18 protein-coding genes and 2 pseudogenes are annotated in these 23,414 nt (G+C 59.1%); 8 read left to right on the top strand and 12 right to left on the bottom strand.

The window, feature by feature from the left end; all coding sequences use genetic code 11:
* Positions 1 to 664: pseudogene (locus tag HW554_RS11725) on the top strand (carbamoyl phosphate synthase large subunit); the annotation flags it as partial.
* Positions 665 to 1,034: 370 nt separating this feature from the next.
* Here HW554_RS11725 and HW554_RS11720 read toward each other — a convergent pair.
* The gene (locus HW554_RS11720) at positions 1,035 to 2,102 is read right to left on the bottom strand and encodes an LLM class flavin-dependent oxidoreductase (protein WP_176908774.1); all 1,068 of its coding nucleotides are present in this window, start codon (positions 2,100 to 2,102) and stop codon (positions 1,035 to 1,037) included.
* A gap of 152 nt (positions 2,103 to 2,254) precedes the next feature.
* Positions 2,255 to 2,959 (bottom strand): recombinase family protein, encoded by a 705-nt coding sequence (locus HW554_RS11715; protein WP_176908773.1) that lies wholly within the window; start codon positions 2,957 to 2,959, stop codon positions 2,255 to 2,257.
* A 1,068-nt stretch (positions 2,960 to 4,027) separates the two neighbouring features.
* On the opposite strand from HW554_RS11715, the gene HW554_RS11710 reads away from it, so the two are divergent.
* Positions 4,028 to 4,792: a ParA family protein gene (locus HW554_RS11710; protein ID WP_176908772.1), complete on the top strand. Its 765-nt coding sequence runs from the start codon at positions 4,028 to 4,030 to the stop codon at positions 4,790 to 4,792.
* Entirely contained in the window at positions 4,789 to 5,166 is a 378-nt protein-coding gene (locus tag HW554_RS11705) for a hypothetical protein (protein ID WP_176908771.1), read from the top strand. Before HW554_RS11710 ends, HW554_RS11705 begins: the two co-directional genes overlap by 4 nt.
* Before the next feature lie 103 nt (positions 5,167 to 5,269).
* On the opposite strand, the gene HW554_RS11700 is transcribed toward HW554_RS11705, so the two are convergent.
* Positions 5,270 to 6,469 carry a replication initiation protein gene (locus HW554_RS11700; RefSeq protein WP_176908770.1) on the bottom strand — a complete coding sequence of 400 codons (1,200 nt, stop codon included), beginning with the start codon at positions 6,467 to 6,469 and terminating at the stop codon, positions 5,270 to 5,272.
* Positions 6,470 to 7,376: 907 nt separating this feature from the next.
* Between HW554_RS11700 and HW554_RS11695 the strand changes: the two genes are divergently transcribed.
* The 4 genes from HW554_RS11695 to HW554_RS11680 all read left to right on the top strand — a co-directional run bounded on the left by HW554_RS11695 (position 7,377) and on the right by HW554_RS11680 (position 9,681).
* Positions 7,377 to 7,958: a TetR/AcrR family transcriptional regulator gene (locus tag HW554_RS11695; RefSeq protein WP_176908769.1), complete on the top strand. Its 582-nt coding sequence runs from the start codon at positions 7,377 to 7,379 to the stop codon at positions 7,956 to 7,958.
* A gap of 96 nt (positions 7,959 to 8,054) precedes the next feature.
* Positions 8,055 to 8,558, top strand: coding sequence for a helix-turn-helix domain-containing protein (locus HW554_RS11690; protein WP_176908768.1), 504 nt, complete (start codon positions 8,055 to 8,057; stop codon positions 8,556 to 8,558).
* Positions 8,559 to 8,725: 167 nt separating this feature from the next.
* Positions 8,726 to 8,980, top strand: coding sequence for a transposase family protein (locus HW554_RS21085; RefSeq protein ID WP_176908780.1), 255 nt, complete (start codon positions 8,726 to 8,728; stop codon positions 8,978 to 8,980).
* A 155-nt stretch (positions 8,981 to 9,135) separates the two neighbouring features.
* Positions 9,136 to 9,681 carry a cysteine hydrolase family protein gene (locus tag HW554_RS11680; protein ID WP_176908767.1) on the top strand — a complete coding sequence of 182 codons (546 nt, stop codon included), beginning with the start codon at positions 9,136 to 9,138 and terminating at the stop codon, positions 9,679 to 9,681.
* A 312-nt stretch (positions 9,682 to 9,993) separates the two neighbouring features.
* Here the strand turns inward: HW554_RS11680 and HW554_RS11675 are convergent, their stop codons facing one another.
* From HW554_RS11675 to HW554_RS11645, 7 genes are all read right to left on the bottom strand, one after another.
* Positions 9,994 to 11,235 carry an MFS transporter gene (locus HW554_RS11675; protein ID WP_176908766.1) on the bottom strand — a complete coding sequence of 414 codons (1,242 nt, stop codon included), beginning with the start codon at positions 11,233 to 11,235 and terminating at the stop codon, positions 9,994 to 9,996.
* A gap of 51 nt (positions 11,236 to 11,286) precedes the next feature.
* The gene (locus tag HW554_RS11670) at positions 11,287 to 12,162 is read right to left on the bottom strand and encodes a hypothetical protein (RefSeq protein WP_176908765.1); all 876 of its coding nucleotides are present in this window, start codon (positions 12,160 to 12,162) and stop codon (positions 11,287 to 11,289) included.
* Between the two features lie 55 nt (positions 12,163 to 12,217).
* Positions 12,218 to 13,402, bottom strand: a complete 1,185-nt coding sequence (locus tag HW554_RS11665) for an efflux RND transporter periplasmic adaptor subunit (protein WP_176908764.1) — start codon at positions 13,400 to 13,402, stop codon at positions 12,218 to 12,220.
* 44 nt (positions 13,403 to 13,446) lie between these two features.
* Positions 13,447 to 17,886 (bottom strand): CusA/CzcA family heavy metal efflux RND transporter, encoded by a 4,440-nt coding sequence (locus HW554_RS11660; RefSeq protein WP_176908763.1) that lies wholly within the window; start codon positions 17,884 to 17,886, stop codon positions 13,447 to 13,449.
* A gap of 98 nt (positions 17,887 to 17,984) precedes the next feature.
* Positions 17,985 to 18,374 carry a hypothetical protein gene (locus HW554_RS11655; protein WP_176908762.1) on the bottom strand — a complete coding sequence of 130 codons (390 nt, stop codon included), beginning with the start codon at positions 18,372 to 18,374 and terminating at the stop codon, positions 17,985 to 17,987.
* A gap of 163 nt (positions 18,375 to 18,537) precedes the next feature.
* The gene (locus HW554_RS11650) at positions 18,538 to 18,855 is read right to left on the bottom strand and encodes a hypothetical protein (protein ID WP_176900966.1); all 318 of its coding nucleotides are present in this window, start codon (positions 18,853 to 18,855) and stop codon (positions 18,538 to 18,540) included.
* Positions 18,856 to 18,896: 41 nt separating this feature from the next.
* Entirely contained in the window at positions 18,897 to 19,721 is an 825-nt protein-coding gene (locus HW554_RS11645; RefSeq protein ID WP_176908761.1) for a universal stress protein, read from the bottom strand.
* Between the two features lie 252 nt (positions 19,722 to 19,973).
* Here HW554_RS11645 and HW554_RS11640 point away from each other — a divergent pair, with 252 nt between their 5' ends.
* Positions 19,974 to 20,996 carry a 2-hydroxyacid dehydrogenase gene (locus tag HW554_RS11640; protein ID WP_176908760.1) on the top strand — a complete coding sequence of 341 codons (1,023 nt, stop codon included), beginning with the start codon at positions 19,974 to 19,976 and terminating at the stop codon, positions 20,994 to 20,996.
* Between the two features lie 53 nt (positions 20,997 to 21,049).
* Here the strand turns inward: HW554_RS11640 and HW554_RS11635 are convergent.
* Both HW554_RS11635 and HW554_RS11630 read right to left on the bottom strand, forming a co-directional pair.
* Positions 21,050 to 22,064 (bottom strand): annotated as a pseudogene (locus tag HW554_RS11635) (IS701 family transposase).
* A gap of 118 nt (positions 22,065 to 22,182) precedes the next feature.
* Positions 22,183 to 23,196, bottom strand: a complete 1,014-nt coding sequence (locus tag HW554_RS11630) for a LacI family DNA-binding transcriptional regulator (protein WP_176908758.1) — start codon at positions 23,194 to 23,196, stop codon at positions 22,183 to 22,185.
* Positions 23,197 to 23,414 lie beyond the last annotated feature (218 nt).

Below are 23,414 nucleotides of genomic sequence, written 5' to 3'. Positions count from 1 at the left end.
ATCGGGCAACAACCTCATCAAAAAGGCCACCCAGGTGCTGCTGGGCAAGAAAGTAGCACGCGACGAGAGCGAGCGGGTCTACGACCTGCCCTTTGTGGGCGTGAAGGCCCCGCAGTTCTCCTTTACCCGCCTGCCCGGCGCCGACCCGGTGATGCGCGTCGACATGGTGAGCACCGGCGAAGTGGGCTGCCTGGGCGACACCGCCGAGGAGGCCCTGCTGAAATCGATGTTGAGCGTGGGCTACAAAATCCCGGAGAAAACGGTGCTCATTTCCGGCGGCCCCATCACGTCGAAAGTGGCGCTGCTCTCCGCCACCCAGCTACTGGTGAAGCGCGGCTACCAGATTTATGCCACCCAAGGCACCCACCGCTTCTTCGCCGAAAACAACGTACCCAGCAGCCTCCTCTTCTGGCCCAGCGACGCGCAGGAGCCCAACGTGCTGACGTATATCAAGGAGAAGAAAATCGACCTGGTCATTAACATCCCCAAAAACCTGTCAAAAGGCGAGCTGGACAACGACTACAAAATCCGCCGCACCGCCGTGGATTCCGGTGTGCCCTTGCTGACGAACGCGCGGTTGGCCAAGGCGTTCATCAAGGCCTTCTGCACGCTGGAGATGAAGGACTTGAAGATTAAGAGCTGGGGGGAGTATAAGGCGATGTAGGCCGGGCTTTGTAGTCCGCATACAGCTCAACAGTGAGCTGTATGCGGACTACTGCGGGGTAGGAGCTCCCGCCCCAGCAAAGTACAAGCCGGCGCGGACGAGCGCACCTGCACTGATTCTGAGGTGGTGGGTGCAAGTAGCACTACCATAAGCAACGATTCCGGAACACAGGTGCGGCTTTCTGTACTTCCCCACTGCCCCTAAATCCTGTTTACTCAGGTATGAGAAGTCACCTGGCTGCTTCGTGCCGGATTGCTATTGATCATTCACTTAAAGGGGTGTTTGAATTTCAGGACAAGACACAGCCATATATGGCGGACCGATGGTCAGCCTATTTGGCGACGAGACATCTTGGCAAATAGCCGCCCCGCTACAAGCGCACTTCTGCTCGCGTCATTACCTGCGCGTTCAGCTCCTGCAGCACGTCCCCGAAGAGCTGCGCCGATTTAATACGGTCGGCCACGGAGTACATGGCAGAGGCCACGATAAGCTCGTCGGCTTGGGTATCAGTCAGAAATGCTTGCAACTGATTTTTAACGGTTTGCTTGCTGCCCACAAACGAGTACTTCAGCATTTGCTGTACGGCAGGGTGCTGCCACATGCCTTCCAACTCGTCGGTCATGGGCGTGGGGGGCTGCACGGGCTGCCGTGCACCGGTCAATACGCCAACAAACATCCTGATCAGGCTCGTGAAGAGCTGCTCGGCTTGCTCGTCGGTGTCGGCCAGGTAGGCGTTGATGGCCACGATAATGTAAGGCTGCGCCAGGGCCTGCGAAGGCCTGAACTCGTCGCGGTAGATTTTAAGCGCTTGGTGCAGGTGCGTGGAGGCGAAGTGGCTGGCAAAGGCGTAGGGTAGTCCCAGCTTGGCGGCCAGGTGGGCGCTGTCAGTGCTTGACCCCAGAATATAGAGGGGCACGTCGGTGCCCTCGGCCACCGGGGCGCGCACAGTGGCCTGCCGGTTGGCGAGCGAGAAGTACGTCTGGATTTTGCTGATTTCCTGTGGGAAGCTGTGGGCAGCCTGCATAAAATCAGACCGGATGGCCTGCGCGGTCTGCCCGTCAGTGCCCGGTGCGCGGCCCAGGCCCAGGTCGATGCGGCCGGGGTAGAGCTGACCTAGAGTGCCAAACTGCTCGGCCACAATCATGGGTGAATGGTTGGGCAACATCATGCCCCCGGAGCCCACCCGGATGGTGGTGGTGTTATCGGCCACGTACCCGATGAGCAGGGGTGGCGCGTTGCTGGCGATGCTGTCGGCGTTGTGGTGCTCGGCCAGCCAGTAGCGGGTGTAGCCGGCAAGTTCGGCGGCTTGGGCCAGGGCCAGCGAGTTATTCAGGGTCTGCTTTATTGTTTCACCCTGCGACACGGTGGCCAGGTCCAGGATGGAATACGCCACCGGCTGCTTGGCCGGGCGCGGGGTGTTGTTGAGGGGGGTAGGCATAGCGTTAATTGATTGATCTACAAAAACAGCAGAACTGCGGCGCTTGTTCCTGGCGCGTCACTTACACCTGCTGGCCCATTGCCAGCGCGCGGTTGGGGCCAGCAAATCCTCACGCGTGGGTAGGGTATGAGGAGTATAGGAACTGGTAATGGCTACGGCTGTCCTCTTGCTGGCACTACCGCTCGTGCTGGCAATTCTATGCGCTTAAGTAGTCGCTGAACGGTCATAGGAAAGAACTCCCCTCCCCTTCTGGTGCGGTAGCCTGACTCATTCAATTCGTGGGCAATCTGCTGGAGCGTGTGCCCCTGCCCCTGCAGCAAAGCAGCCAGCCGGGATGCCTGCCGGTTACCTTGGTGGGTGTGGGCGTTGGCCTGCCGCATTTCGCGGCCCTTAACTATGGCTTCAGAGGTGAGGTTGGTGGGCGTACCTAATTGGAAGCCCCGGGCCTTTTTAGCCATCAGCGCATCGCGGGTGCGCTTGCTGATGGTTTCGCGCTCGTGCTGGGCGATGACGGCAAACAAGCCAACAGTAAGCGTATTGGCATCGGGCATATCGCAGCAGACAAAATCGACGCCCGAGTCGCGCAGCGCGAAAATGAAACCGGCGTTGCGAGAGAGCCGGTCGAGCTTGGCGATGAGCAGCGTGGCTCCTACCCGGCGGGCCTCGGCCATGGCGGCCGCCAGCTGGGGCCGATGATTACGTTTACCGCTTTCCACCTCCACAAACTCTGGTCCCAGCTTCCCCTGCCCCACTGCCCCGGCAAAGGCCAACACGGCAGCGCGCTGGGCATCGAGGCCGAGCCCGGACTGACCTTGTTTGAGGGTAGATACCCGGTAGTAGGGAATATAATGCTTCATGGATAAAGAGAGCAATGAGTAGAAAGCCCCCGCAAAAATACGCTTTATAACGTTTTACAAACGAGCGTTTATAAAACGTTATAAGAAGAATTTATTACTACTAACCACTCGTTTTTATACTAAGCTTCTAAAAGCTGGTAGCTAAGCGTCTTTATGGCCCGGATGAGAAAACAGTAAAAATCAGCTAGCACCACGAACTCGTGTTGTTGACCATGCTCGAAGCAACATAGCCAGGAGGTTAATCAACGCAGGTACGGCTGAGATGACAGGGATTATCCCAAAGATGTGGCGTGCCCGGTCCCAGTACGTGGCTTGGAGCTTGCGTCCGAGGCCGAAGCGGGCCAGCGACGTACCGCTGCTGCAGTGGCTACGGGTACTACGGAACCTGGGCTGGATTCCTGGCAACAGCTCCACTCCTGGTGCAGTACGAAATCATTTCTCCCCCAAACTCGGCAACCCGGCACCGCCTGGCAGAGCTAACGCTTACTCAGGGTCCGCCTCGGGCGCACGCCATTTTCGGGGTGCTCATGGAATGCCCAGCCGACCAAGGAGTGGTGCCCCAAGGCTGCGCACTACTCCTTGGCAGTGTATCGCCTGAGTTGGTGTCGGGTCCTTATTCGTAACCCGGAGCACGACCCCGAGCGCGGGGTCATGCTCCGGGTTACTGCCTAGAATTGGACTTGCCTATGGCTGCTATAAAAATGCTCCAATAGGTTGCGTGTGGGTTAAGCGCATAGGCGGGGTAAATCTCGCGGGTAGCTTGTATTCAATAGATGCTTAACATACAACAGGTGTACGACACGCTTTAAATTTAATGAGCTTAAAACGTGTAGAACACCTGTTATATACAATACATACATTAAATACAATCTGCTGATTTTGCCCCCCCCCCCCTGTTTGGTTGATAAAGTGCCCTATTGAAGTGCTGATCAATAGGCATACTATATTTAATACATACAACGTATGTATTAAATATAGTATGCCTATTGTGTGCTATATATGCTGTGTGTCTATAGTATGTGCCGTTATTTATGTCTATTATTGCCTTGACTAACTCAAGCGCAACTGATGAAGACAATATGTTTCGCCAATCATAAGGGTGGCGTGGGTAAGACCACCTCCACTCTGAACGTGGCCCAAATACTAGCCAGCAGAGGTTCCCGCGTTCTACTGATCGACAGCGATTCGCAGACCAACCTTTCTATGTCTTTTGACCGTGCGAGCGAAAGGCACCTGGGAGAGCTGCTGGAAAGCGATGGCAAAATTTCCATCACTGAACTGATGGAGAAAGTAGGGGAGGGGATACAGTTAGTCGCTGCTTCCCCAAGGCTGCAGATGGTGGAGAAATTGATGGCCGGTAGTTCCGGTCTGGAGTTCGTGTTGCGTGAGGCGCTGGAAACGGTTGAAGACCAATTCGACTATTGTCTGATTGACACGCCTCCCTCGCTGGGAGGCATTACCTATTCCGCTTTAATTGCCGCGGATGCCGTCTTCATTCCCATGCAGCCAGAGTACTTTGGCTACAACGGCCTGACATCGTTGCTACAGGCCTGCGTACGGGTGCGCAAACACTATAACCAGAGGCTTAAAGTGGGGGGGCTTTTCTTCACCAAGTATTCTCCCACCTACAGATCGTCTATGCACCATCAGTATGTTGAGCTGATAAACCAGGACGAGCAGCTTGCCCCGTTGGTGATGGATGTCAGCATCCGACAAAACACCAAGCTGGGTGAAGCTCAGGCGATGCATGAGCCGATTCTGGCCTATGCACCCGGAAGCAATGGGGCCCTTGATTATGCCGCTCTCACCAATGAAATTCTAGCCCGACTATGAGTATCTCTTCAAAACGTGACTTCACAGCCAAAACAGCACGCCCGGTGCTGGATACAAATTCGCTCTACGGAATGGATGAGCTGTCATCAACGGCTCGGGTAAAAACTGAAACTTCAGCCGCCACCGCAGTTACTCAGCCAACTATACCGGCTGTAGACCCCGAGCAGGAATGGGTGCAGTTCAGCACCTATCTGCGCCGGAGTACTTATCTGCGCCTGAAACAGGCAGAATACTGGGAGCCTGGCTTCGTGGTCCGCCGACAGATTGAGCAAGCGGTTGCTGAGATGCTTGATAAGCTGGAAAATGCTAATCGCAACCTTCCGCAAGAACTGTATCAAAAGCTGCTGTTGAAGAATAAGAAACTTAAGGCATAATCAGTTAATAATAGTATAAAAATGCCGTTTTTTGAAGCAAAAATAAACTATTTTATGCTTTTGGCACCTATTTCACCTAGGTCCAAATTGATGTTTGGGAAATTTACTTCACTGCTTTATAATAGTTCGGAAATGTTGTTTTGAGTAGATTAATAGCTGTACCTCCAATATTATCGAAAGGCTTACTCTTAGTTTCGTATTCCACCAGCAATGGATGAGTAGCTTTCAATAATTTATGCTGTTCGGCTTCGGTAGGCAACACTTGAATAACCTGCTTGATCTGAGCTTCTGTGAGTTTGAGCTTGCGAAGTCGCTGGGCCACACGCTCATGTTGAGGAACGATTAAGGGTTGTTCAAGCAACTGAGTTGGCTCCCCAAGTGGCAATTGCAACTGGCGCGACTGTAGCTTAGCAGCAACATAGCTTATATGAAACTCTACGGAATCTACGCTGCGGCCGACCTTATTCTCCACGACGGATATTTCGAAATTCAGCTCATTAAGTTCAGCTAATGAGGGCTTAAGTACATTTTTGCGGTACTCGGAGTATTGTGGATAGGCGGAATCACCTGTTGTCAGCCGACGCAACTCTTCTACTGCTACTGTATGTGGACTCTTAAATTTCCACATCTGCATAAGCCAGTAGTAACGATGCGTATTCACGCTACGGATACTGAGCAAGTCAGCCACTTGACCCAATGTAAAATTATCCACTAAGCTGGTCAGATAAGGCATTACATCAGCCGAGAAGTATCCCGATACCGTACCTGCGCCGCTATCCAACTGTAAGGAATGTGCTAAGGGTACCTTATGGTAATCTTGCTGGCGGTTAGGCATTGGCAAATCGATACGAATAGCATCTAACCCATCCAAAGCTGCATGCAACAGTTTGTAGCCCCTACCGCCGATGGGTTGTTCCCCAACAAGATCGGCCAACGGCACCACGATACGATTAGTACCGGGGTCATCACGGCGTAGTCCACGTAACATGAGCACAAAGAGACGTGCCTCCATTAGTGTCATCGCCCACGGGCTATCTATGAGCACATTACTTTGAGCAATAGTATCAGTTGTGTGGCGCAGGGAAGCAGATTTACTGAGATAGGAGGGAAGTACCTCTAAAAGTATCTCACTATCCTCGGTAGAAATCTGTGACTCAGCCTTAGCCTTGAGCACGGCCTCATAGGCCTCAAGTTGGGACTCGAAGTATCCGAGGCTCTTAGTCTTACCGTTTTTACGGTACTGTCCCTTCCATTTGCCACGCCGCTTATCAAAGGTGGTACCGGGTAAGTGTTTATCAGACATAGCAAGCTAGTTTAGCTGACGCTAATGTATGATATTTTTGAGATAGTAAAAGAGATATTTTTTATTATTATCTCAGAGGTACTTCGTGCCTATCTCAGAGGTACTTCGTGCCTATCTCAAAGGTACTTCGTGCCTATCTCAAAGGTACTTCGTACCTATCTCAGAGGTACTTCGTGCCCGTTTGAGTCTCACAAAACATTGAAAACCAAGTAGTTGAGGCGCCTCTAATTGTTAATAAAACAAATAAATAATAACTGAATAGGGTTCGCTTTTTTTTTAGTTTTAAAAGCGGCTATTGTCAAGTGTATCAGTTACGAGGGAACATGTACCCAGACCGTAGTTAAAGATCGAACAATTGTCCGGTTTAGCTCCAACACCTCCAGGTTGCTCGTTTTGATATAACTGACACTAGGGCGCGGAACGATGTATATACATAATTTCGTGCTTTTCCCTTCTGGCTAAGAAGAAATATAGCAGCAAAGGCCTATATATAACTACTGAACTTATATGAGGCAATTAGATATTAAAAGGGATAATTATCTAGAGCCTGTTATGCACTGGTGTGTTGAAAAGCGACTTTTTCGGCGGTTGTACAAGCGGAAAGTCGCTGCTGCCGCACAAGCAATGGCCTTGAAGAGCCTACAACGACGCTTTTCTGCCCAAATAAGCCGGAAAGGGCCGCGTTTTGACGCACCAGTGCATAACAGGCTCTAGCGAGCAAGTAGGCACAAAAGGTAGAAACCCGCGCTACCGAGTCAAGATGGCATACCTGTTTATTAATTCCCAGTGCTGGCTGAGGCAAACGTGCCGAGCCCCCCGACTTACCCGAACGTTTTCTGAGTTCAGGAACTTTGGTTTGGACCGAACGGTTCTGAATCGTAGCTTGCGCCTCTCACCCTTTAATTTAATGCCGCGTCCCCAGGAATTTGATACCACCGAAGCACTTCATCAGGCCTTAGGCGTATTCTGGCGCAAGGGCTATGAGGCCACTTCCTTGGCCGAATTGTTAACGGCAACGGGATTGAGTAAGAGTAGCCTTTATGCGACGTTTGGGAGTAAGCGCGAGCTGTTTATTGCCGCCTTTGACACCTACCGGCAGGACCGGGCCAGCGCGGCGCACCACGTGCTGGAACAGGGACCCGTCCGCCCGGCCATCGACGCGTTTTTTCACCAGCTTTTCGCCAGCGTGAACGATGCCGAGCCCGCGTATGGCTGCATGAGCATCAACCAGGCCGTCGAGTTGGCCCCGCACGACCCGGAGGTGCGCCAACGTGTGGTACAGGACCTGCAGTTGATGGAGGACCTCTTAACGCGCACCATTGAGCGGGGGCAGCAAGCGGGCGCGCTGACCAGCCCCCGGCCGGCCCGGGACTTGGCAAAACTGCTGGTGCTGGCTTTCCCGGGGCTGCAGGTCATGGCCCGGGCGGGCTATAGCCCGCAGCAACTTGACGATTCCCTGCAGCTGCTACTATCCCACCTGGACGGGTAGCGTGGATCTGTTCACATTTTTTTACCTAATTCTGGACCATTAAGTCCATAACTAACGTTTAGCCATTAGACTTGTTCCCAAATAGTATTTTTGAGAATGCTTGACGTGAATACGATAGTTGACGACCGCCAGATGCGGGCGTTGACGGGGCTGGACATGGCCACTTTTTGCGCCTTGGCCGAGCCCTTTACCAACGGCTGCCAGCAAGAAGCAGATGCGCGTTTTTCCGTGCAACGTCCGCGCCAGCGCAAGGCGGGTGGCGGGCGTAAAGGCGTGTTAGCTAGTTCGCAGCAGAAGCTTTTGTTCATTCTTTACTACCTGAAAACGTATCCCACCTTCGATGTGCTGGCCGCCACGTTTGGCTTGCCCCGCTCCAAAGCCTGTGAACATGCTCACCACCTGGCCAGGGCCCTGGAACGGACCCTGCGCACCCTAAACGTGCTGCCGGCCCGTGCCATTGACTCGCTGGCGCAGATGCAAGCCGTCTTTGCCGACGTGCCCGTGCTGTTGCTCGATGCCACTGAACGCCCCCTGCACCGACCGCAGGCCACGGTAGACCAGAAGGCCGACTATTCGGGCAAAAAAAAGACTGACGCGTAAAAACACGCTCATCGCCGACCCCAGCCGCTATATTCACTACCTGGGACCCACCACGAGCGGGTCCAGCCATGACTATCACCTGCTTAAAAATGAATTCGATGTAAACCTGGGGCTGCTCGACCTTTTTGAGTTGCTAGCTGATTTGGGCTATCTGGGGCTGGTGACCGATTACGACCTGCCGGCCGCGAGTTTGCCACACCGGAAGCCCCGACGCGGCGCTGACCGACGCGCAACGCGCCGCCAACTGCGGCCACGCGCGCCGCCGTGTCAAGGTCGAACACGCTATCAGTGGGGCCAAACGCTTGGGCTGCGTCGCTCAAACGTATCGCAACAAATCCACCTCGTTTAACGACCGGATAATGGGTATTGCCTGCGGTATGTGGAACTGGCATCTGACGCAGAAAACAACAAACCCTATTTAGGAACAAGTCTATTCACCCCCCCCCCCCTTTTATCCAGCTTTGGTTCAGCGGCTGGGTTAACAAAATGGCCGGACTTCGCCGTCATTTAATCCTTAGCAGGCTTTCGCCTTCCGATAACTTCACCCCATACGTTCACCCTACTAAAACCGCATAAAATGAGCAAAGCCCTGATTATTGTCGACGTTCAAAATGACTATTTTGAAAATGGTGCCATGGAGCTCGTGGGCGCCTTGCAAGCCAGCGAAAACGTCAAGCTGATGCTGGCGAAATTCCGCGAACAAAACCTGCCCATCGTCCACGTGCACCACCTGGGAATAGGTCCCGGTGCGACGTTCTTCCTGCCCGGAGCCGAAGGGGCCGAGATTCACGCGAATGTGAAACCGGAAGCCGGCGAAAAGACGGTGCAGAAATACTACCCGAACAGCTTCCGGGAGACGGACCTGCTGGAGCACCTGCAAGGGCTCGGAGTGAAGGACTTAGTGATTACGGGCATGATGACGCATATGTGCATTGATGCCACTACCCGCGCGGCTCGCGACCTGGGCTTTGAATGCACTGTCATCGGGGATGCCTGTGCCACCAGAGACCTGGAAGTAAATGGTGCGCAGGTGAAAGCCGCTGACGTGCAGACGGCATTTTTAGCCGCGATGTCCTCTTTCTACGCCAAGGTTCAGGTCACGAAGGAGTACCTGGCTGCTTAAGGGTTTGCAGCTAAGCCAATAATAAACAAGGGATTGGGGCTGTAGTCTCAATCCCTTGTTGGTTTCGGTTTAGTCTCTTTTTTATATTACACAGCCCTCGTTCTCAGACCAGCCACGGAATAATGGCGGTTTTGGCTTCTTGAAATGGGGTAAGGTCGGCGTGGCGCTTTGCCGGGAAAACAGACTCAACTTTAGACGGTTACGAAACTCATTAGCTTGGTGAGTTTTATAAACTTGTTTCGCGCTATAGTAGGCACCTAGTGACAAGTTGCTACTGGTGGTTTACCAGAGGGAGCCGTCTATCTACCGCCGTCAAGTCGGTGTGGACTTCTGCTCGGCGGCCAGTTCCGCTCTTTTAGGGCTCAGCAGCCAGGTGCCAACCAACAGGGCAAGCGCCACCAGCCCGCCCCACAGAAACGAGCCGGTGCCGTAGTGAGTACCCAGGAACCCGGCCAGCGGGTAGGCGAAGGCCCACCACAAGTGGCTCCAGGCGAAGTGGGCTCCATAGACCCGGCCCTGAAATTCCAATGGAGTTTGCCCGGCAATGATGGTTTGGGTGGACAGGTTCACCCAGTTCTGGCCCGCGCCGGCCAGTAGCCACAGGAACAGCAGGCCCCCCAGCCCCGCCTGGTTGGCCGGCAGTACGGCCACGGTCGTAACCAGTGCCCCCACCAGCACGAAGGAGGTCTGGGCGATTCGTTGAGCCAACCCCCCAGCCAGCAGCGCCGCGGCCGTGGCCCCAATGCCAAAGGCCGACATCACCCAGCCATACTCGGCGTTGCCCAGCCCCAGCTGCCCCTTCACCCGGCCCACGGTATTCACCAGAATCAGCGCCCCGCTCACGGCCGCTACCAGCTCCAGCAGCAGGGCATAGCGCATGGGGCCGCGCCCCCAAAGGCGGCGGGTGCCCACCAGCAGGTTGGGTACGGTGATGCGCGTGTCGGCCTTTACCTCGGCTTCACCGCGTAACCGGCCGGGCAAAGTCAGAATAAGGATGCCCGACACGAGAAAGGTCGCCGCATCGAGAAAAAAGATGTTGCGCGTACCCAGCACCACGGCCACCGCGCCAGCCAGCCCCGGCCCGAGTACGCCCAGCAACTCGTAGGTGGCCCCCGAAAGACTAATAGCCTGGGGCAGCTCCTCGGGGGTGGTAACGGCCGGCACGGTGGCCTGAAACGTGGGCGTGAAAAAGGCCGTGAAGGCGTTGACCAGCAGCATCAGGGCGTACACCTGCCACACTTCCGTCACGAAGGGCAGCAGGGAAATGACACCCATACACGTCACGTCGGCCGTTACCAGGATGAACTTCCGGTTGAGCCGGTCGGCCAACAGACCGGCCAGCGGCGAGAGCACCACGAAAGCCGTTACGCGCAAAGTGAGGGCAAAGGCCAGGATGCCCGCCGACTCGGCCCCGCCTAACTCGAAGGCCAGCAGAGCCAGCCCCACCCAGGTCAGCGCGTCACCGAGCAGGCTGGCGGTCTGGGCCGCGTAGAGGCGGGCAAAGACGGGGTTGCGCAGGCTGGTGAAGGGCGCGAAAACAGTGCTCAGGTTCATCAAAAAGCCATAGGAGGTGAAGTAGATAACAGCGTACAGCCGCCCGGCCAGCTAATGTGAATGACCGTGCTCGGCGGGCACGGTGGCCCCCAGGATTTCGCGCGCGCCCCCAATAATGACCCGCTCGCCTTCCTGCACGCCGCTGAGTAGCTGCACCTGCCGGCCGTCGCCGGGGCCGGTTTGCACCGGCCGCAGTTCAAATCGCTCACCCGTGCGCTGCACGTACACGTGCGGCCGTCCGCCGATGTTTACGAAGGCCGTCAGGGGCAGCACCAGCACGTTAGTCAGATTCGTCGCGCCCTTCGTCACGGTGCCCCGGCCCAGCGGCTGGGTGGCAAAGTCGGGCAGCAGCCAGGATTTCTCCTTGATGTAGGAGATGTCGCCGGGCCGCTCGTCGCGGGGCAGTTGGCGGGCCGCGGCCTCGTCGGTGTACACCACCACGCCCGGAATCGTGAACTGGTCGGTGAATTCCGGGGTAACGATGTCAATGACGAGCATGCCCGTCCCGGCCGGCGCGGGCGGCAGCTGCAACCGGAAAATACCGGGCGCTTCGGGCTTGGCCACCGAAGCCGTGAGGGTCTGGCCGCCCACTTGCAGGCGCGCCGTAACCTGCCCGGCCAGGTAGGGCCGGAACGAGGCACCGAGCGTAGTCAGGTGAGCCGTAAAGCGAATTGGACGGCCCGCAATCAGCGGTTTAGACTCCGCGTACAGCTCCGATTTGGAAGTGTACAGCGTGTGTGAAATCGTGGCTAGCGGCAGTTGAGCGGCGGGGTTAGGTGTGACCTCTGGGCCCCGCAACGGTGCGGGGTGCGGATGCGGGTGCGGGTGCTCGTCGGCGTCGGGGGGCGTATACACCTGGGCCAGCGTGGGGAGCGAAGGGCCGGCCAGCAAGGCGGCCAGCACCAAAGGAATGCGCAGGGAATTCATAGAACGGTTAGAAAGAACGGAGTAGAAAAGAGAGGCGGGCGCATCGGCCAGGCGGTTATTCTTCGCTGGCGTTTTTGAGCTTGCTCAGCAGTGAATAAGCTCCCTCGGTGGCGTAGCGGGCGGTAGAATCAGCCGCCGCCGCGCCGGGAATGAATACTTCGCTGTAGCCGTCGGCCGATTCACCGCGCCGCACTTCCACCATGCGGAAGGCCTGCTGGCCGGCCGCCGCCGGCTGCTGCCGGAACACGTACTGCCTGCCCTCGTAATCGACTACCGCCTGGTTGGGCAGGGCGGGCACGCGGCGAGAGGTGGTTTCGATAACGGCCCGCACGAACATGCCCGGCCGCAAGGCGGGGTCGTTTTCGCGGTCGAGGTGGCCATGCACGCGCACCGTGCGCTGGGTTTCGTCCACCGTGCGCCCGATGAGGTAGACCGTAGCCGTGCGCTCCACGCTGCTGTCGTTGGGCACGGTAAAGCGGATGCGCTGGCCCTGCCGGAGTTGCGCGGCGTCCTTTTCAAACACGGTCAGCTCCACATGCAGGTGGTTGGGGTCGACGAGCACGAACAGCGCGTCGGTGGGCGTTACGCTCTGGCCCACGGCCACGTTCACGGCCTTTACAAAGGCCGCTTTGGGGGCGCGCAGCGTGGCCGTAGTCACGAAGGGTCGGGCGCCCACGGGTAGGCCCGCCAGCCGGAGCCGGGCCACCTGGCCGGCCGCCTGGGCCGTCAGGGCCCCGTAGCGGGCCTGGGCCTGTTGGGCATTCTTGGCGGGAGCTACCTCCTCGCGCACCAGCTCGCGCTGGCGCTCCAGTTCCAGTTTGGCGTAACGCAGCTCGCTTTGCGTTTCCAGGTAGTCCTGCTGAAGCTGGATGAACTCGGGGTTGCTGATGACGGCCAGCGCCTGGCCCTTGCGCACATACATACCCTGCAACAGGGTAGTGCGCTCCACAATGCCGCCCAGCCGCGCGCTAATGGACATGAGCTTGTCGGGCGGCACGTCGAGCACGCCGTTGACCTTAAGGCCTGCCCCCAGCACGCGCTCTTGAAGGGTAGTGGTCTGGATGCCGGCCAGCCGCTGCTCGTCGGACGTGAGCGAAACCAGGTCGGTGGGCGCGGCGGTACTGTCGGCTTCGGCAGCGGTGGCTAGGCCATTCGCCGGGTCAGCGGGTTCGGTGTTGCTGGTGCAGCCGGCGGCGAGCACTACGCACAAAACGGCCAGTTTATAGAAGGGAAAACGCATGAAATAAGGGTTCGATGAGGAAGAAATGGGCAGCCGTTCAGCGCTTACTGTCCGCTGCTCAGCAGGTAGTCCAGCTCGATGACGGTCTGGTTGTGTTGCAGCAGGGCGTCGAGGTAGTCGGTGCGCAGACGCAGGGCGCGGTCCAGGTTGAGCAGGTATTCGGTGTAACCGTTCTCGCCCGCCTTGAAAGCCTTGGTGGCTATGCGGGTGATGACGGCGGCTTGCGGCAGGCCAGTCTGCTCGTAGAATTGCAGGCACTGCTGCTGTTCGGCGAGTTGAAGCAGCAGGGTCTCGACCCGGCCGGCTAGCTCGGCCTGATAGCGGGCGTAGCCGGTCTGGGCCACTTTTTCCTGCAAGCGGGCGGCCTGCACCCGCGCCTTTTGCGGCCCCTGAATCAGAGGCACGGCCACGGTGGCCTGTACGCCCTGGAACCGGTCGCCGGCCCCGTAGTTGCGCGTTGCGCCGTCCACCAGCTGCGGGCCGATGAGCGACTGGTTGAAGTAGCCCAAGCTAAAGCCCGGCTTGCCCTGGGCCTGCGTCACGCGGGTTTCGGCACGGGCCACGGCTACCTGTTGGGCCAGCACCTGGGCCAGCAGGCTCCGCGCAAGGACGGCCGTGTCGCCGGGGGCAGTTGGCGTTTGGAGCACCAGCGGCGCGAGGGTGCTGTCGGCCACGGCCACGGGCGCGGGGCGTTGCAGCAGGGCCTGGAGCTGGCGCACGGCTACCGCGTACTCGGTGCGGGCCTGGGCGAGGCGGATGCGGGTTTCGCCCTGCTGCACCAGGGCCGTGGCTACTTCGAGCCGGGCGGTTTCGCCGGTGCGGAAGCGCAGTTGGGCGGCCCGCACGAATTCGGTGTAGAGGCTGTCCTGGGCGCGCAGGGTGCGCAGGCGGTGGCGGGCGTGCACGGCGGCCTCGTATTGCAGGCGCACCTGGCGGCGCACGTCGGCCCGCACCAGGGCCAGCTGCTGCTCCTGGGTGGCTACCCGGGCTTTAGCCAGGGCCGTGAGCGAGCGGTAGTAACCCGGCCAGGCCAGCGGCTGGGTGACGGTGAACGAGTTATCTTTCCGTACCGAGTTGTATTGGCCGTAGTTGCCCTGCACGGTGGTGCGGCCGAAGTCGCGGGCGGCGCGCACGGCGGCCTGCTGGGCGGCCAGCTGCTGCTCGGCTCCGAGAACGGTGCCGCTTTGGGCCAGAGCAACCTCCACCGCTTGGGTGGCGTTGAGCGCCCCACTTTCGGACCCGGTCGGAGCTTGGGCCAGCGCCCGGCCGGACAGCAGTGCCCCGCCCACAGTCAGTAGCAGCACGATGCCAGCCACGCCGAGTTTCGCGGGCGAGCCAGCCGCGGATGCTTTTTTGGCGGCGCGCCGGGCGGTCCACTTTTCTTCCAAATAGTAAAGTACCGGCAGCACCAATAAGGTGAGCAGCGTAGCCGTCACCAGCCCGCCAATCACCACGGTGGCCAGCGGCTTCTGCACCTCACCGCCCGCCGAGCTGGACAGCGCCATCGGCAAAAAGCCCAGCGAGGCCACGGTGGCCGTCATCAGCACCGGCCGCAGCCGCACGTGGGTGCCTTCGAGAATCCGGGCCCGCAGGTCAGTCATACCTTCTTCCTTGAGCTGGTTGAAGTAGCCGATGAGCACGATGCCGTTGAGCACGGCCACCCCAAACAGGGCAATGAAACCCACCCCGGCCGAGATGCTGAACGGCATCCCGCGCAGCCATAGCGCCAGCACCCCGCCGATGGCCGAGAGCGGAATGGCCGTGAAAATCATCACCGACTGGCTGACCGAATTGAACGTGGCATAAAGCAGCACGAAGATGAGCAGCAGCGCCACCGGTACGGCAATAAGTAGCCGGTCGCGGGCCGATTGCAGGTTCTCAAACTGCCCGCCGTAGGTCACGTAGTAGCCGGGCGCGAACTTCATCCGCTTCTCAATGCGCTGTTGCACCTGCTCCACCAGGCTTTCCACGTCGCGGCCCCGCACGTTGAAACCCACGATAATGCGCCGCTTGGCATCGTCGCGCTGAATCTGGCTGGGGCCGGACACCAGGGATACTTTCGCCACCTGTTCCAGCGGCACCTGCCGGCCGTCGGGGGCCACGATGAAGAGTTGGCGCAGGTTGCTGATGTCCTGGCGGGCATCTTCCTTGAGGCGCACTACCAGGTCGAAGCGGCGTTCCTTCTCGAACACCTGACCGGCTACTTCCCCGGCGAAGGCCGCCCGCACCGTGCTGTTCACATCCTCCACCGACAGCCCGTACTGGGCCAGCTTGTTGCGGTCTATCTGGGCCACCAGCTGGCTCTGGCCGGTGGCGCGCTCCACGTACAGGTCGGTGGCGCCGGGCAGGCCCTTCACCAGCTCCCCCACCTGGCCGGCGTAGTCGTCGAGCTGCTGGAGGTCTTCGCCAAAAATCTTGATGACTACGTCCTGCTTAGCCCCCGAAATCAGCTCATTAAAGCGCATCTGGATGGGCTGCTGGAAGCCGAACGTCACGCCGGGAATGGCGCTGAGCTTGGCCGACATCTTCTCGACGAGCTCTTCGCGTGAGTCGGCCGAGGTCCAGTCCTCTTTGTCTTTGAGCACGATAATCAGGTCGCAGGCCTCCACCGGCATGGGGTCGGTGGGGATGGCTGACGAGCCTACTTTGGCCACCACTTCCTTCACTTCGGGAAAGTTTTTGAGGAGAATACCGGCCGCCTGTTGGGCCTTTTCGGCGGTGTAGGTGATGGACGAGCCGGGCAGCACGCGGGTTTCCACGGCGAAGTCACCTTCTTCCAGCGTCGGAATAAACTCGCCGCCCAGCGTGCCAAACAGCAGCAGCGCGCCCACGAACAGGGCCAGCGCGGTGCCCAGAATCAGGGTTTTGGCTCCTAGCGCCCAAGCCACCACGCGCTGGTAGCGCCGGGCCAGGTTGCCCAGCACCCGGTCGGAAATGTTGGGCTTGTGCTCGGTGTTGCGGCTCAGCGCCAGCGCCGAGAGCATGGGTACGTAGGTGAGGCTCAGAATAAAGGCACCCAGGATGGCGAAGGCCACGGTCTGGGCCATCGGCCGGAACATCTTCCCTTCGATGCCGCCCAGCGCCAGCAGCGGCAGGTACACAATCAGGATGATGATTTCGCCGAACGCGGCCGACGAACGGATTTTGCTCGACGCCTGGTACACTTCCTCGTCCATCTCGCCTGAGTTGAGCGCCAGCGCGCCGGCCGGCCGGTTGAGCGTAGCCAGCCGGTGCACGATGGCCTCCACGATAATCACGGCCCCGTCCACAATCAGCCCGAAGTCAATAGCGCCCAGACTCAGCAGGTTGCCCGACACGCCAAACACCCGCATCAGGCTGATAGCGAAGAGCATGGATAGCGGAATAACCGAGGCCACCACTAGCCCAGCCCGCCAGTTGCCCAGAAACAGCACCAGCACGAAAATGACAATCAGCGCGCCCTCCGCCAGGTTTTTGGTGACGGTACTTATGGCGTGGTCCACTAGCTTGGTGCGGTCCAGAAACGGCTCAATCACCAGGCCCTCGGGCAGCGTTTTCTCAATAACGGCCATGCGCTCCTTCACGGCTTTAATGACTTCGGAGGAGTTGGCCCCCTTAAGCATGAGCACCAGCGCGCCCACCACCTCGCCCTCCTGGTTGCGCGTCATCAGGCCGTAGCGCACGGCGTGGCCAAAGCGCACCTCGGCCACGTCACGCACCAGCACGGGCACGCCGCCCGCCGGGGCCTTCACCACGATGCGGCCCACGTCTTCCAGTGAGCCCACCAGGCCCTCGGTGCGGATGAAATAGGCCGCTGGGTTCTTGTCGATGTAGGCCCCGCCGGTGTTCTGGTTGTTCTGCTCCAGGGCCGCGAATAGCTCCCCAATGCTGACGTTGTAGGCCCGTAGGCGCTCGGGGTCTACGGCCACTTCGTACTGCTTGATGTTGCCGCCGAAGCTGCTCACATCGGCCACGCCGGGCGTGCCCAGCAGCTGCCGGCGCACCAGCCAGTCCTGCACCGTGCGCAGCTCGGTGGGCGAGAACTTTTTCTCGTAGCCCTTTTTCGGGTGCAGTACATACTGGTATATCTCGCCCAGCCCCGTCGTGACCGGGGCCAGCTCGGGCGTGCCGGTGCCGGGCGGAATCTGCCGCTCGGCCTCCTTAAGCCGCTCGTTCACCTGGTTGCGGGCCCAGTAGATGTCCGTATCGTCGGGAAAGACGATGGTGACGACCGAGAGGCCGAAGCGCGAAAACGAGCGTACCTCCTGCACATCGGGAATCGTGGCAATGGCCTGCTCGATGGGAAAAGTAACGAGTCGCTCCACGTCGGGCGCGCCCAGCGAGGGGGTTTGGGTGATGACCTGCACCTGGTTGTTAGTGATGTCGGGCACGGCGTCGATGGGCAAGTGCAGCACCGAATAGCCGCCCCAGGCCACCAGGGCCAGGGTCAGCAACCCTATCAGCAACTTATGGCCGATAGAGAAGCGAATAATGGAATCAAGCATGAAAATTTGGCTGAATCAACAATGCGCCCGTGCCCGGGTCGGCTGCCGCAGTGCGACACGACCAGGGAGAGGCGTTACCCAAAAAAGCGGGGGTTGATTCAGGCTTGGGGAGGCTGCCAGCACCGGCGGGCCATGCCGGGATGGGTGGCCAGTACGGCCGGTAACGGGCGGCTGCCGCCAAGCGCCGACCAGCGCGGTACCAGCAGCACCCAGCGCGCGGCTACCGGCGGCAGGTACACCGCCGGGGCCGCGTAATCGTGGGTGTGGTGGAAGGGTAACGACTGGTGCTCATCGGTCCCGCCGTCCTCATGGTGGGCATCGGCCAGGAAATGGTCGTAGAAGAAACCCACTAGGCCGCTGGCCGCGTGGTGCTGGTCGTGGTGCTGCCACAGCACCGATGCCTCCGCCAGTTCCTGCGCATTGCCGCCCGGTAGGCAACTGATGGCTAAAAGATGCAGGCTTAATAACAGGAGCAGCAGGCGCTTCATGTTCGCTAAGGTAGGGATTCAGGCGGGAACCCCGGAACTCATGTGGTGGCCATGGGCGGAGTTTCCCGTCCAGTTCAGAGTTAACATCTGATATGTTGTATACTCTAGGCGGGAATTTCTGTTCCTACTATTGTGCTACCCCTACTACACGCTACCGAGCTGGTTAAAGCAGCAGTATCCGGGCGTGGCAGGCATTGCACTCCGCCTTGGACGGGTGGGTGGAGTGGCGCGCTACAATGGCGCCTTCCATGGCCTGGTGCAGTGCAGCCAGCAGCCGGCGCCGCTCGTCATCGGGCGTGTTTTCCAGCACCTGCTCGAAGGCCGTCCGGTACACGTGCGCCATAAAGCTGGCGCCGTACGTGACAAACAGCTGGTCGTGCCGGGCGGCAAACGCTACCTTTTCCGTGGTCGAAATCGATAGCGACAGGGCCTGCCACTGCTTCGCGTTATCGTCCAGGCTTTGTTGCAGGTCGTCGTTCATCAAGTCAGAATAAATAGTGCGTTGCGAACCGCCAGGCCGCTTTAGGCAATAGTTGGGAGCACCAGCACGGGCACCGTGCTGTGCAGCAGCACCTCGGCCGTTACGCTGTTATGGAACAGCTTGCCCCAGAAACTGCGGGGCCGCGCCAGCAGCACCACCAGGTCCGTGTCGCGGGACTGCGCCAGCTGCAGAATGCCGTCGGCGGGGCGCGTGGCTACCGTGCGGCGGAAGTGCAGGGGGGCCGGCAAGTCAATTTCCACCCCCGTGCGCCGCACCGAATTCAGCACCTGCTCCTCCGAAACAGCGGCCGCAGAATCCGGCGCTACGTGGAGCACCGTCAGCTCCACGCCCAGCATGCGCACCAACTGGCGAATGGCGCCGGCGTGCAGGCCCAGGGTGAAATCTTCCCCATCGACGGCCAGCAGCACGCGCCGGGGCATCGCATTGCTGGCGACCGAGTGTGGTACAATCAGCATCGGGTATGGCGCCGTGCGCAGGATGTCGAGCGCGGTAGTTTGCACCAGCTGATCGGGCGTAGCCGAGTAGTCGGGCCGGCCCAGCACCACCAGCAGCGGGTGGTGCCGGCTCACGGCATCGGCCACAGCAAAGGCCACCCGGCCGTGCCCGATTTCGACCACCACTGGCACGGCCAGATTATCGGCCACCCGACTCAAAGCCAGCGCCGTGGCTTCCTTGCTCAGGTCCGACAGCTCGCCGGTGAACATTTCGGGGTCGAGCAGTGAGTCGCGGCGCACGTGCAGCAGCACCAGCCGGGCCCCGAGGGGGCCGGCCAGGTTAGTGGCGTAGGCGAGGGCCTGGTCGGCGGCCCGGAAGAAATCGGTGAGAATAAGCAGGGAAGGTGTCATAAGGCAGTACTTAAAGCGGGGAGAATGGCACGAACAAAGGAAGGGCTGACGGGCAGCAAATGGCATGAGCAATGTCAAGCGCGGCGCATGACTTTTAGCAGCGAATCGGCAGGGCAAGCGGCGTACTCTTGTATCGTCCTTCGCTCGCTTTTGCCTGGCGCTCTTCCGGCGCTTTTCCGCTACCTACTTTTCGGCCCGGCCCGTTGCGCCCGGCAACGCCCGGTGGGCACCCCACTTTCTCAACGACTTACCATGACCATTACTGTTTTCAGCGCTTATCCTTTTGAGCGCCCTTACCTCAATGCCGCGGCGCAGGACCGCTACACCTTCAACTTCGTAGCTGCGGCCCTGACGCTGGATACTGCCGACTTGGCGGCGGGCAGCACGGCCGTGGCCCTTTTCGTGAACGACGACGCCTCGGCGCCGGTGCTCGAAAAACTGGGGGCGCTGGGCGTGCGCTACCTGCTGATGCGCGCCGCCGGCTACGACAATGTGGACCTACCCGCTGCCCACCGGCTGGGCCTGCGCGTGGCCACCGTGCCGCACTACTCGCCCTTCGCCATTGCCGAGCACACGCTGGCCCTGATGCTGGCCCTCAACCGCCACCTGCGCCAGGCCGACGCCCAGGTGCGGCACGGCGACTTTCGGCTCGATAATCTCGTGGGCTTCGACCTGCACGGCAAAACAGTGGGCATTATCGGCTGCGGCACCATCGGCGGCACGTTGGCGAGTCTGCTGCAGGGCTTCGGCTGCCGCCTGCTGGGCTACGACATTCAGCCCGATGCGGAGCTGACCCGCCGCTACGGCCTGGAGTATGTGCCATTGGACGAGCTATGCGCGCAGGCCGACGTGATTTCGCTGCACGCCCCGCTCACGCCCGCCACCCGGCACATTCTCAACGTGGCGCAGCTGGCAAAAATGAAACGCGGCGTGATGCTCATCAACACCGGCCGGGGTGCGCTGCTGGACACCGAAGCGGCCCTGGCGGCCCTCGCATCGGGCCGGCTGGGCTACCTGGGGCTCTACGTGTACGAGCACGAAAAGGGCCTGTTTTTCAACGACCATTCCCAGCAGCCGCTCCAGGATGAGTTGCTGGTGCGGCTGCTGGCCCAACCCAACGTGCTGATAACGGGCCACCAGGGCTTCCTGACCCACGACGCGCTGACCAACATTGCCTCCACCTGCTTCGAAACCCTGGCATGCTGGCTCGCCGGGCAACCCACGCCCAACGAACTGCTGCCGGTCCCGCACCCGCTGGTAGTCGTGCCTGCTTGATTGGCCACCATTTCATCGGCCGCCCCAATTAGAGAAAGGTTCTTTAATAGGACTTATGCACTCGTGGGTAGGAGTGCGGGAATGAGGGGTTTGGCCAGTAACTGGCGCAAGTAGGGAGCCCACTGCAACTGGTGAGCCTGATACATGGTTTGGGCTGCTCGCCGGGTAAACTGGCGCAAGGACACCCAGGCCAGATAGCAACAGGCCAAGTGGTTGCGCTGGGCCTGGCTCTTGCGACACTGGCACTTCTCGGCCCCGGTCAGCTGCTTGAAGCTGCGGTGAAACTCCTCCACCTGCCAGCGCACCTGCACGGCCTCGATCACCATCTCCCGGCTCAGATGAGCGGCCAGATGATTCGTAATCACCCATTCAATGTCGCCGTTTGTGGCCACCAGCTGGAAGAGTTTGACGGGGAAAGGCACTGCTTTCAACCGCACTTCCAGGCCCGCGCTCCAGCCGCGTGCCGGCGGCTGGAGCGTGTCCAGGGCCTGATAGCCCGTTTCTTTAGCCACGCTCATGCGCCGGTTGCTTTTCAGACTGGTGAAAAAGGTCCAGCCGGCGCGGTGAATGTGCTTGAGGTTGGTGCTGCCGGCATACCAGCAGTCGAACAAGAGGGTGCGGGCCTGGATGATACCCTCGGCCACCACGTGGTCGAACATGGCCAGGAAGTGGTCATTTTTGGTCTGCTCATCGTCCTGGGGGGCATAGACGCGGTAATCGAGGGGCAGAAAATCGCCCGCCTGTCCGTTGCTGTGCACCAGGTTGACCAGGCCGATGCCGGTGACCATGCCGTGCACGGCACCCGAGTACTGCCGTTTGGCCACGTCGATGAAGCGGCTATACCGTTTGTCCTGTACACTGTCGTCAACGAGCAAAAAGGCTTCGGGCGAGTCGTCGAGTAGCGGTAGCACCAGTTCCCGCAACTGCTGGGCGGGGCAAGTGGCGCGTGCGCAGAAACCGATTTACCTGGTCGTGGCTGACATCGGGCAAATGCTCGGCCAGATGGGTACAGGTGTAGTTGCGCGGCGTACTGAGCAAGTACTCAATGTAAGTTGCTTGGGTAACCATCGGATGGGGTTTGTATTCAAGATACCACCATGTGCGTAAGTCCTAGAAATGAAAAACTGTCAACCTATTTCCGGATAAGACTAAAAGCCAAATACTTATTTGTCCGTACGCCCTAATATCAGCCGCCTGTAGAGGCGCGCACAACCAGTTCTGATTTTAACTCCTGACTCTGGCTGGTTAGGATGGACCGATTTCTTATCAGGGCCTGGAACAAAATGGTGGCTGCTTCGCGACCGATGGCATAGGCCGGTTGCCGGATAGTAGTCAAGGACGGATCAAGAAGATCAGCCATTTCGAGATTAGAGAAACCAATTATTTTCACGTCGTCGGGGATGCGGCGAACAGTGGCGCGGCATCCCCGATAGCTAGCAATAGCCAAACTCTCGACCGCGGCGAAAATGCCGTCGATAGATGAGTCCTGCTCTAATAGCTGCTGCATCAGGGCCGTGTTATAGTCGGGTCCGGAGCCGCCATGCACGAGTAGTGTTGGGTCGAAGGCAATATCTGCGTCGCGTAGCGCATCGAGATACCCCTGCATACGTTTCTGGCCGATGGACAGGTGCTGAGCCAAGGTAAAATGTACGATACGGCGACAGCCCCGCTCCAGCAGGTGGTGCGTGGCCCGGTAGCCGCTGTCGTAGTCGTCGGTGGTAATACTCGCCGTATCGGTTTGCTCACATACTCGGTCAAAGAATACAGTGGGCAGCTTCAACTCGCGCAACTTAGCAAAATGGGCCGCGTCGCGCGTTTCGCCCGACACCGATATCAGAATGCCGTCGACCCGGCCATTAGCCAAGTGTCGGATAATGACTTGTTCCTGCTCAAACTCCTCATGGGTGAGATAGACAAGGACGTGATAACCGTTCTGACGTGCCACTTCCTCGATGCCGTTGATGGCCAGGGAAAAGAAGTTGTTGGCCACCTCCGGAATCACGACGCCCACCGTCTTGCTTTGCTGTCGGCGCAGGCTGCTGGCGTAGGGGTTGGGCTGATAGCCTAGCTGGGCGGCTAGCGTCTGCACTTTCAGCTTAGTGGAGGCACTTATTTCATAGCTGTCGTTGAGTGCCCGCGATACCGTGGACACGGATAGATCGAGGGCCTGGGCCAGCTGTTTGAGGTTGGTTGTACTCATGGGAAACGGAAATTAGGTATTTTCTGTGGATCCACAGCCGAGGTGAGGAAGGACTCACCTGACATAGACAGACCAACCGCACCATTGAAGCGGGCATTGGTGTAGGTCGAGGCAGACAGGTGGGGAGTTTCAAAAGGAAGTAACAGCTACTCGAAAAGTGCAAGTCACAGTGGATAAGTGCCATAAAGACTCCTGTCGGAATCGTTTCCGTGAATAAA

This window comes from Hymenobacter lapidiphilus (assembly GCF_013377885.1).
Taxonomy (GTDB): Bacteria; Bacteroidota; Bacteroidia; order Cytophagales; family Hymenobacteraceae; genus Hymenobacter; species Hymenobacter lapidiphilus.
Note: the sequence above shows the minus strand (reverse complement) of the source record. Positions and strands in the feature narration are given on the sequence as shown.

Excerpts from the sequence above, each read along its gene's own strand:
- HW554_RS11720 (WP_176908774.1), bottom strand. The coding sequence starts at position 2,102 with ATGCCTACCCCCCTCAACAACACCCCGCGCCCGGCCAAGCAGCCGGTG.
- HW554_RS11715 (WP_176908773.1), bottom strand. The coding sequence starts at position 2,959 with ATGAAGCATTATATTCCCTACTACCGGGTATCTACCCTCAAACAAGGT.
- HW554_RS11710 (WP_176908772.1), top strand. The coding sequence starts at position 4,028 with ATGAAGACAATATGTTTCGCCAATCATAAGGGTGGCGTGGGTAAGACC.
- HW554_RS11705 (WP_176908771.1), top strand. The coding sequence starts at position 4,789 with ATGAGTATCTCTTCAAAACGTGACTTCACAGCCAAAACAGCACGCCCG.
- HW554_RS11700 (WP_176908770.1), bottom strand. The coding sequence starts at position 6,469 with ATGTCTGATAAACACTTACCCGGTACCACCTTTGATAAGCGGCGTGGC.
- HW554_RS11695 (WP_176908769.1), top strand. The coding sequence starts at position 7,377 with ATGCCGCGTCCCCAGGAATTTGATACCACCGAAGCACTTCATCAGGCC.
- HW554_RS11690 (WP_176908768.1), top strand. The coding sequence starts at position 8,055 with ATGCTTGACGTGAATACGATAGTTGACGACCGCCAGATGCGGGCGTTG.
- HW554_RS11680 (WP_176908767.1), top strand. The coding sequence starts at position 9,136 with ATGAGCAAAGCCCTGATTATTGTCGACGTTCAAAATGACTATTTTGAA.
- HW554_RS11675 (WP_176908766.1), bottom strand. The coding sequence starts at position 11,235 with ATGAACCTGAGCACTGTTTTCGCGCCCTTCACCAGCCTGCGCAACCCC.
- HW554_RS11670 (WP_176908765.1), bottom strand. The coding sequence starts at position 12,162 with ATGAATTCCCTGCGCATTCCTTTGGTGCTGGCCGCCTTGCTGGCCGGC.
- HW554_RS11665 (WP_176908764.1), bottom strand. The coding sequence starts at position 13,402 with ATGCGTTTTCCCTTCTATAAACTGGCCGTTTTGTGCGTAGTGCTCGCC.
- HW554_RS11660 (WP_176908763.1), bottom strand. The coding sequence starts at position 17,886 with ATGCTTGATTCCATTATTCGCTTCTCTATCGGCCATAAGTTGCTGATA.
- HW554_RS11655 (WP_176908762.1), bottom strand. The coding sequence starts at position 18,374 with ATGAAGCGCCTGCTGCTCCTGTTATTAAGCCTGCATCTTTTAGCCATC.
- HW554_RS11650 (WP_176900966.1), bottom strand. The coding sequence starts at position 18,855 with ATGAACGACGACCTGCAACAAAGCCTGGACGATAACGCGAAGCAGTGG.
- HW554_RS11645 (WP_176908761.1), bottom strand. The coding sequence starts at position 19,721 with ATGACACCTTCCCTGCTTATTCTCACCGATTTCTTCCGGGCCGCCGAC.
- HW554_RS11640 (WP_176908760.1), top strand. The coding sequence starts at position 19,974 with ATGACCATTACTGTTTTCAGCGCTTATCCTTTTGAGCGCCCTTACCTC.
- HW554_RS11630 (WP_176908758.1), bottom strand. The coding sequence starts at position 23,196 with ATGAGTACAACCAACCTCAAACAGCTGGCCCAGGCCCTCGATCTATCC.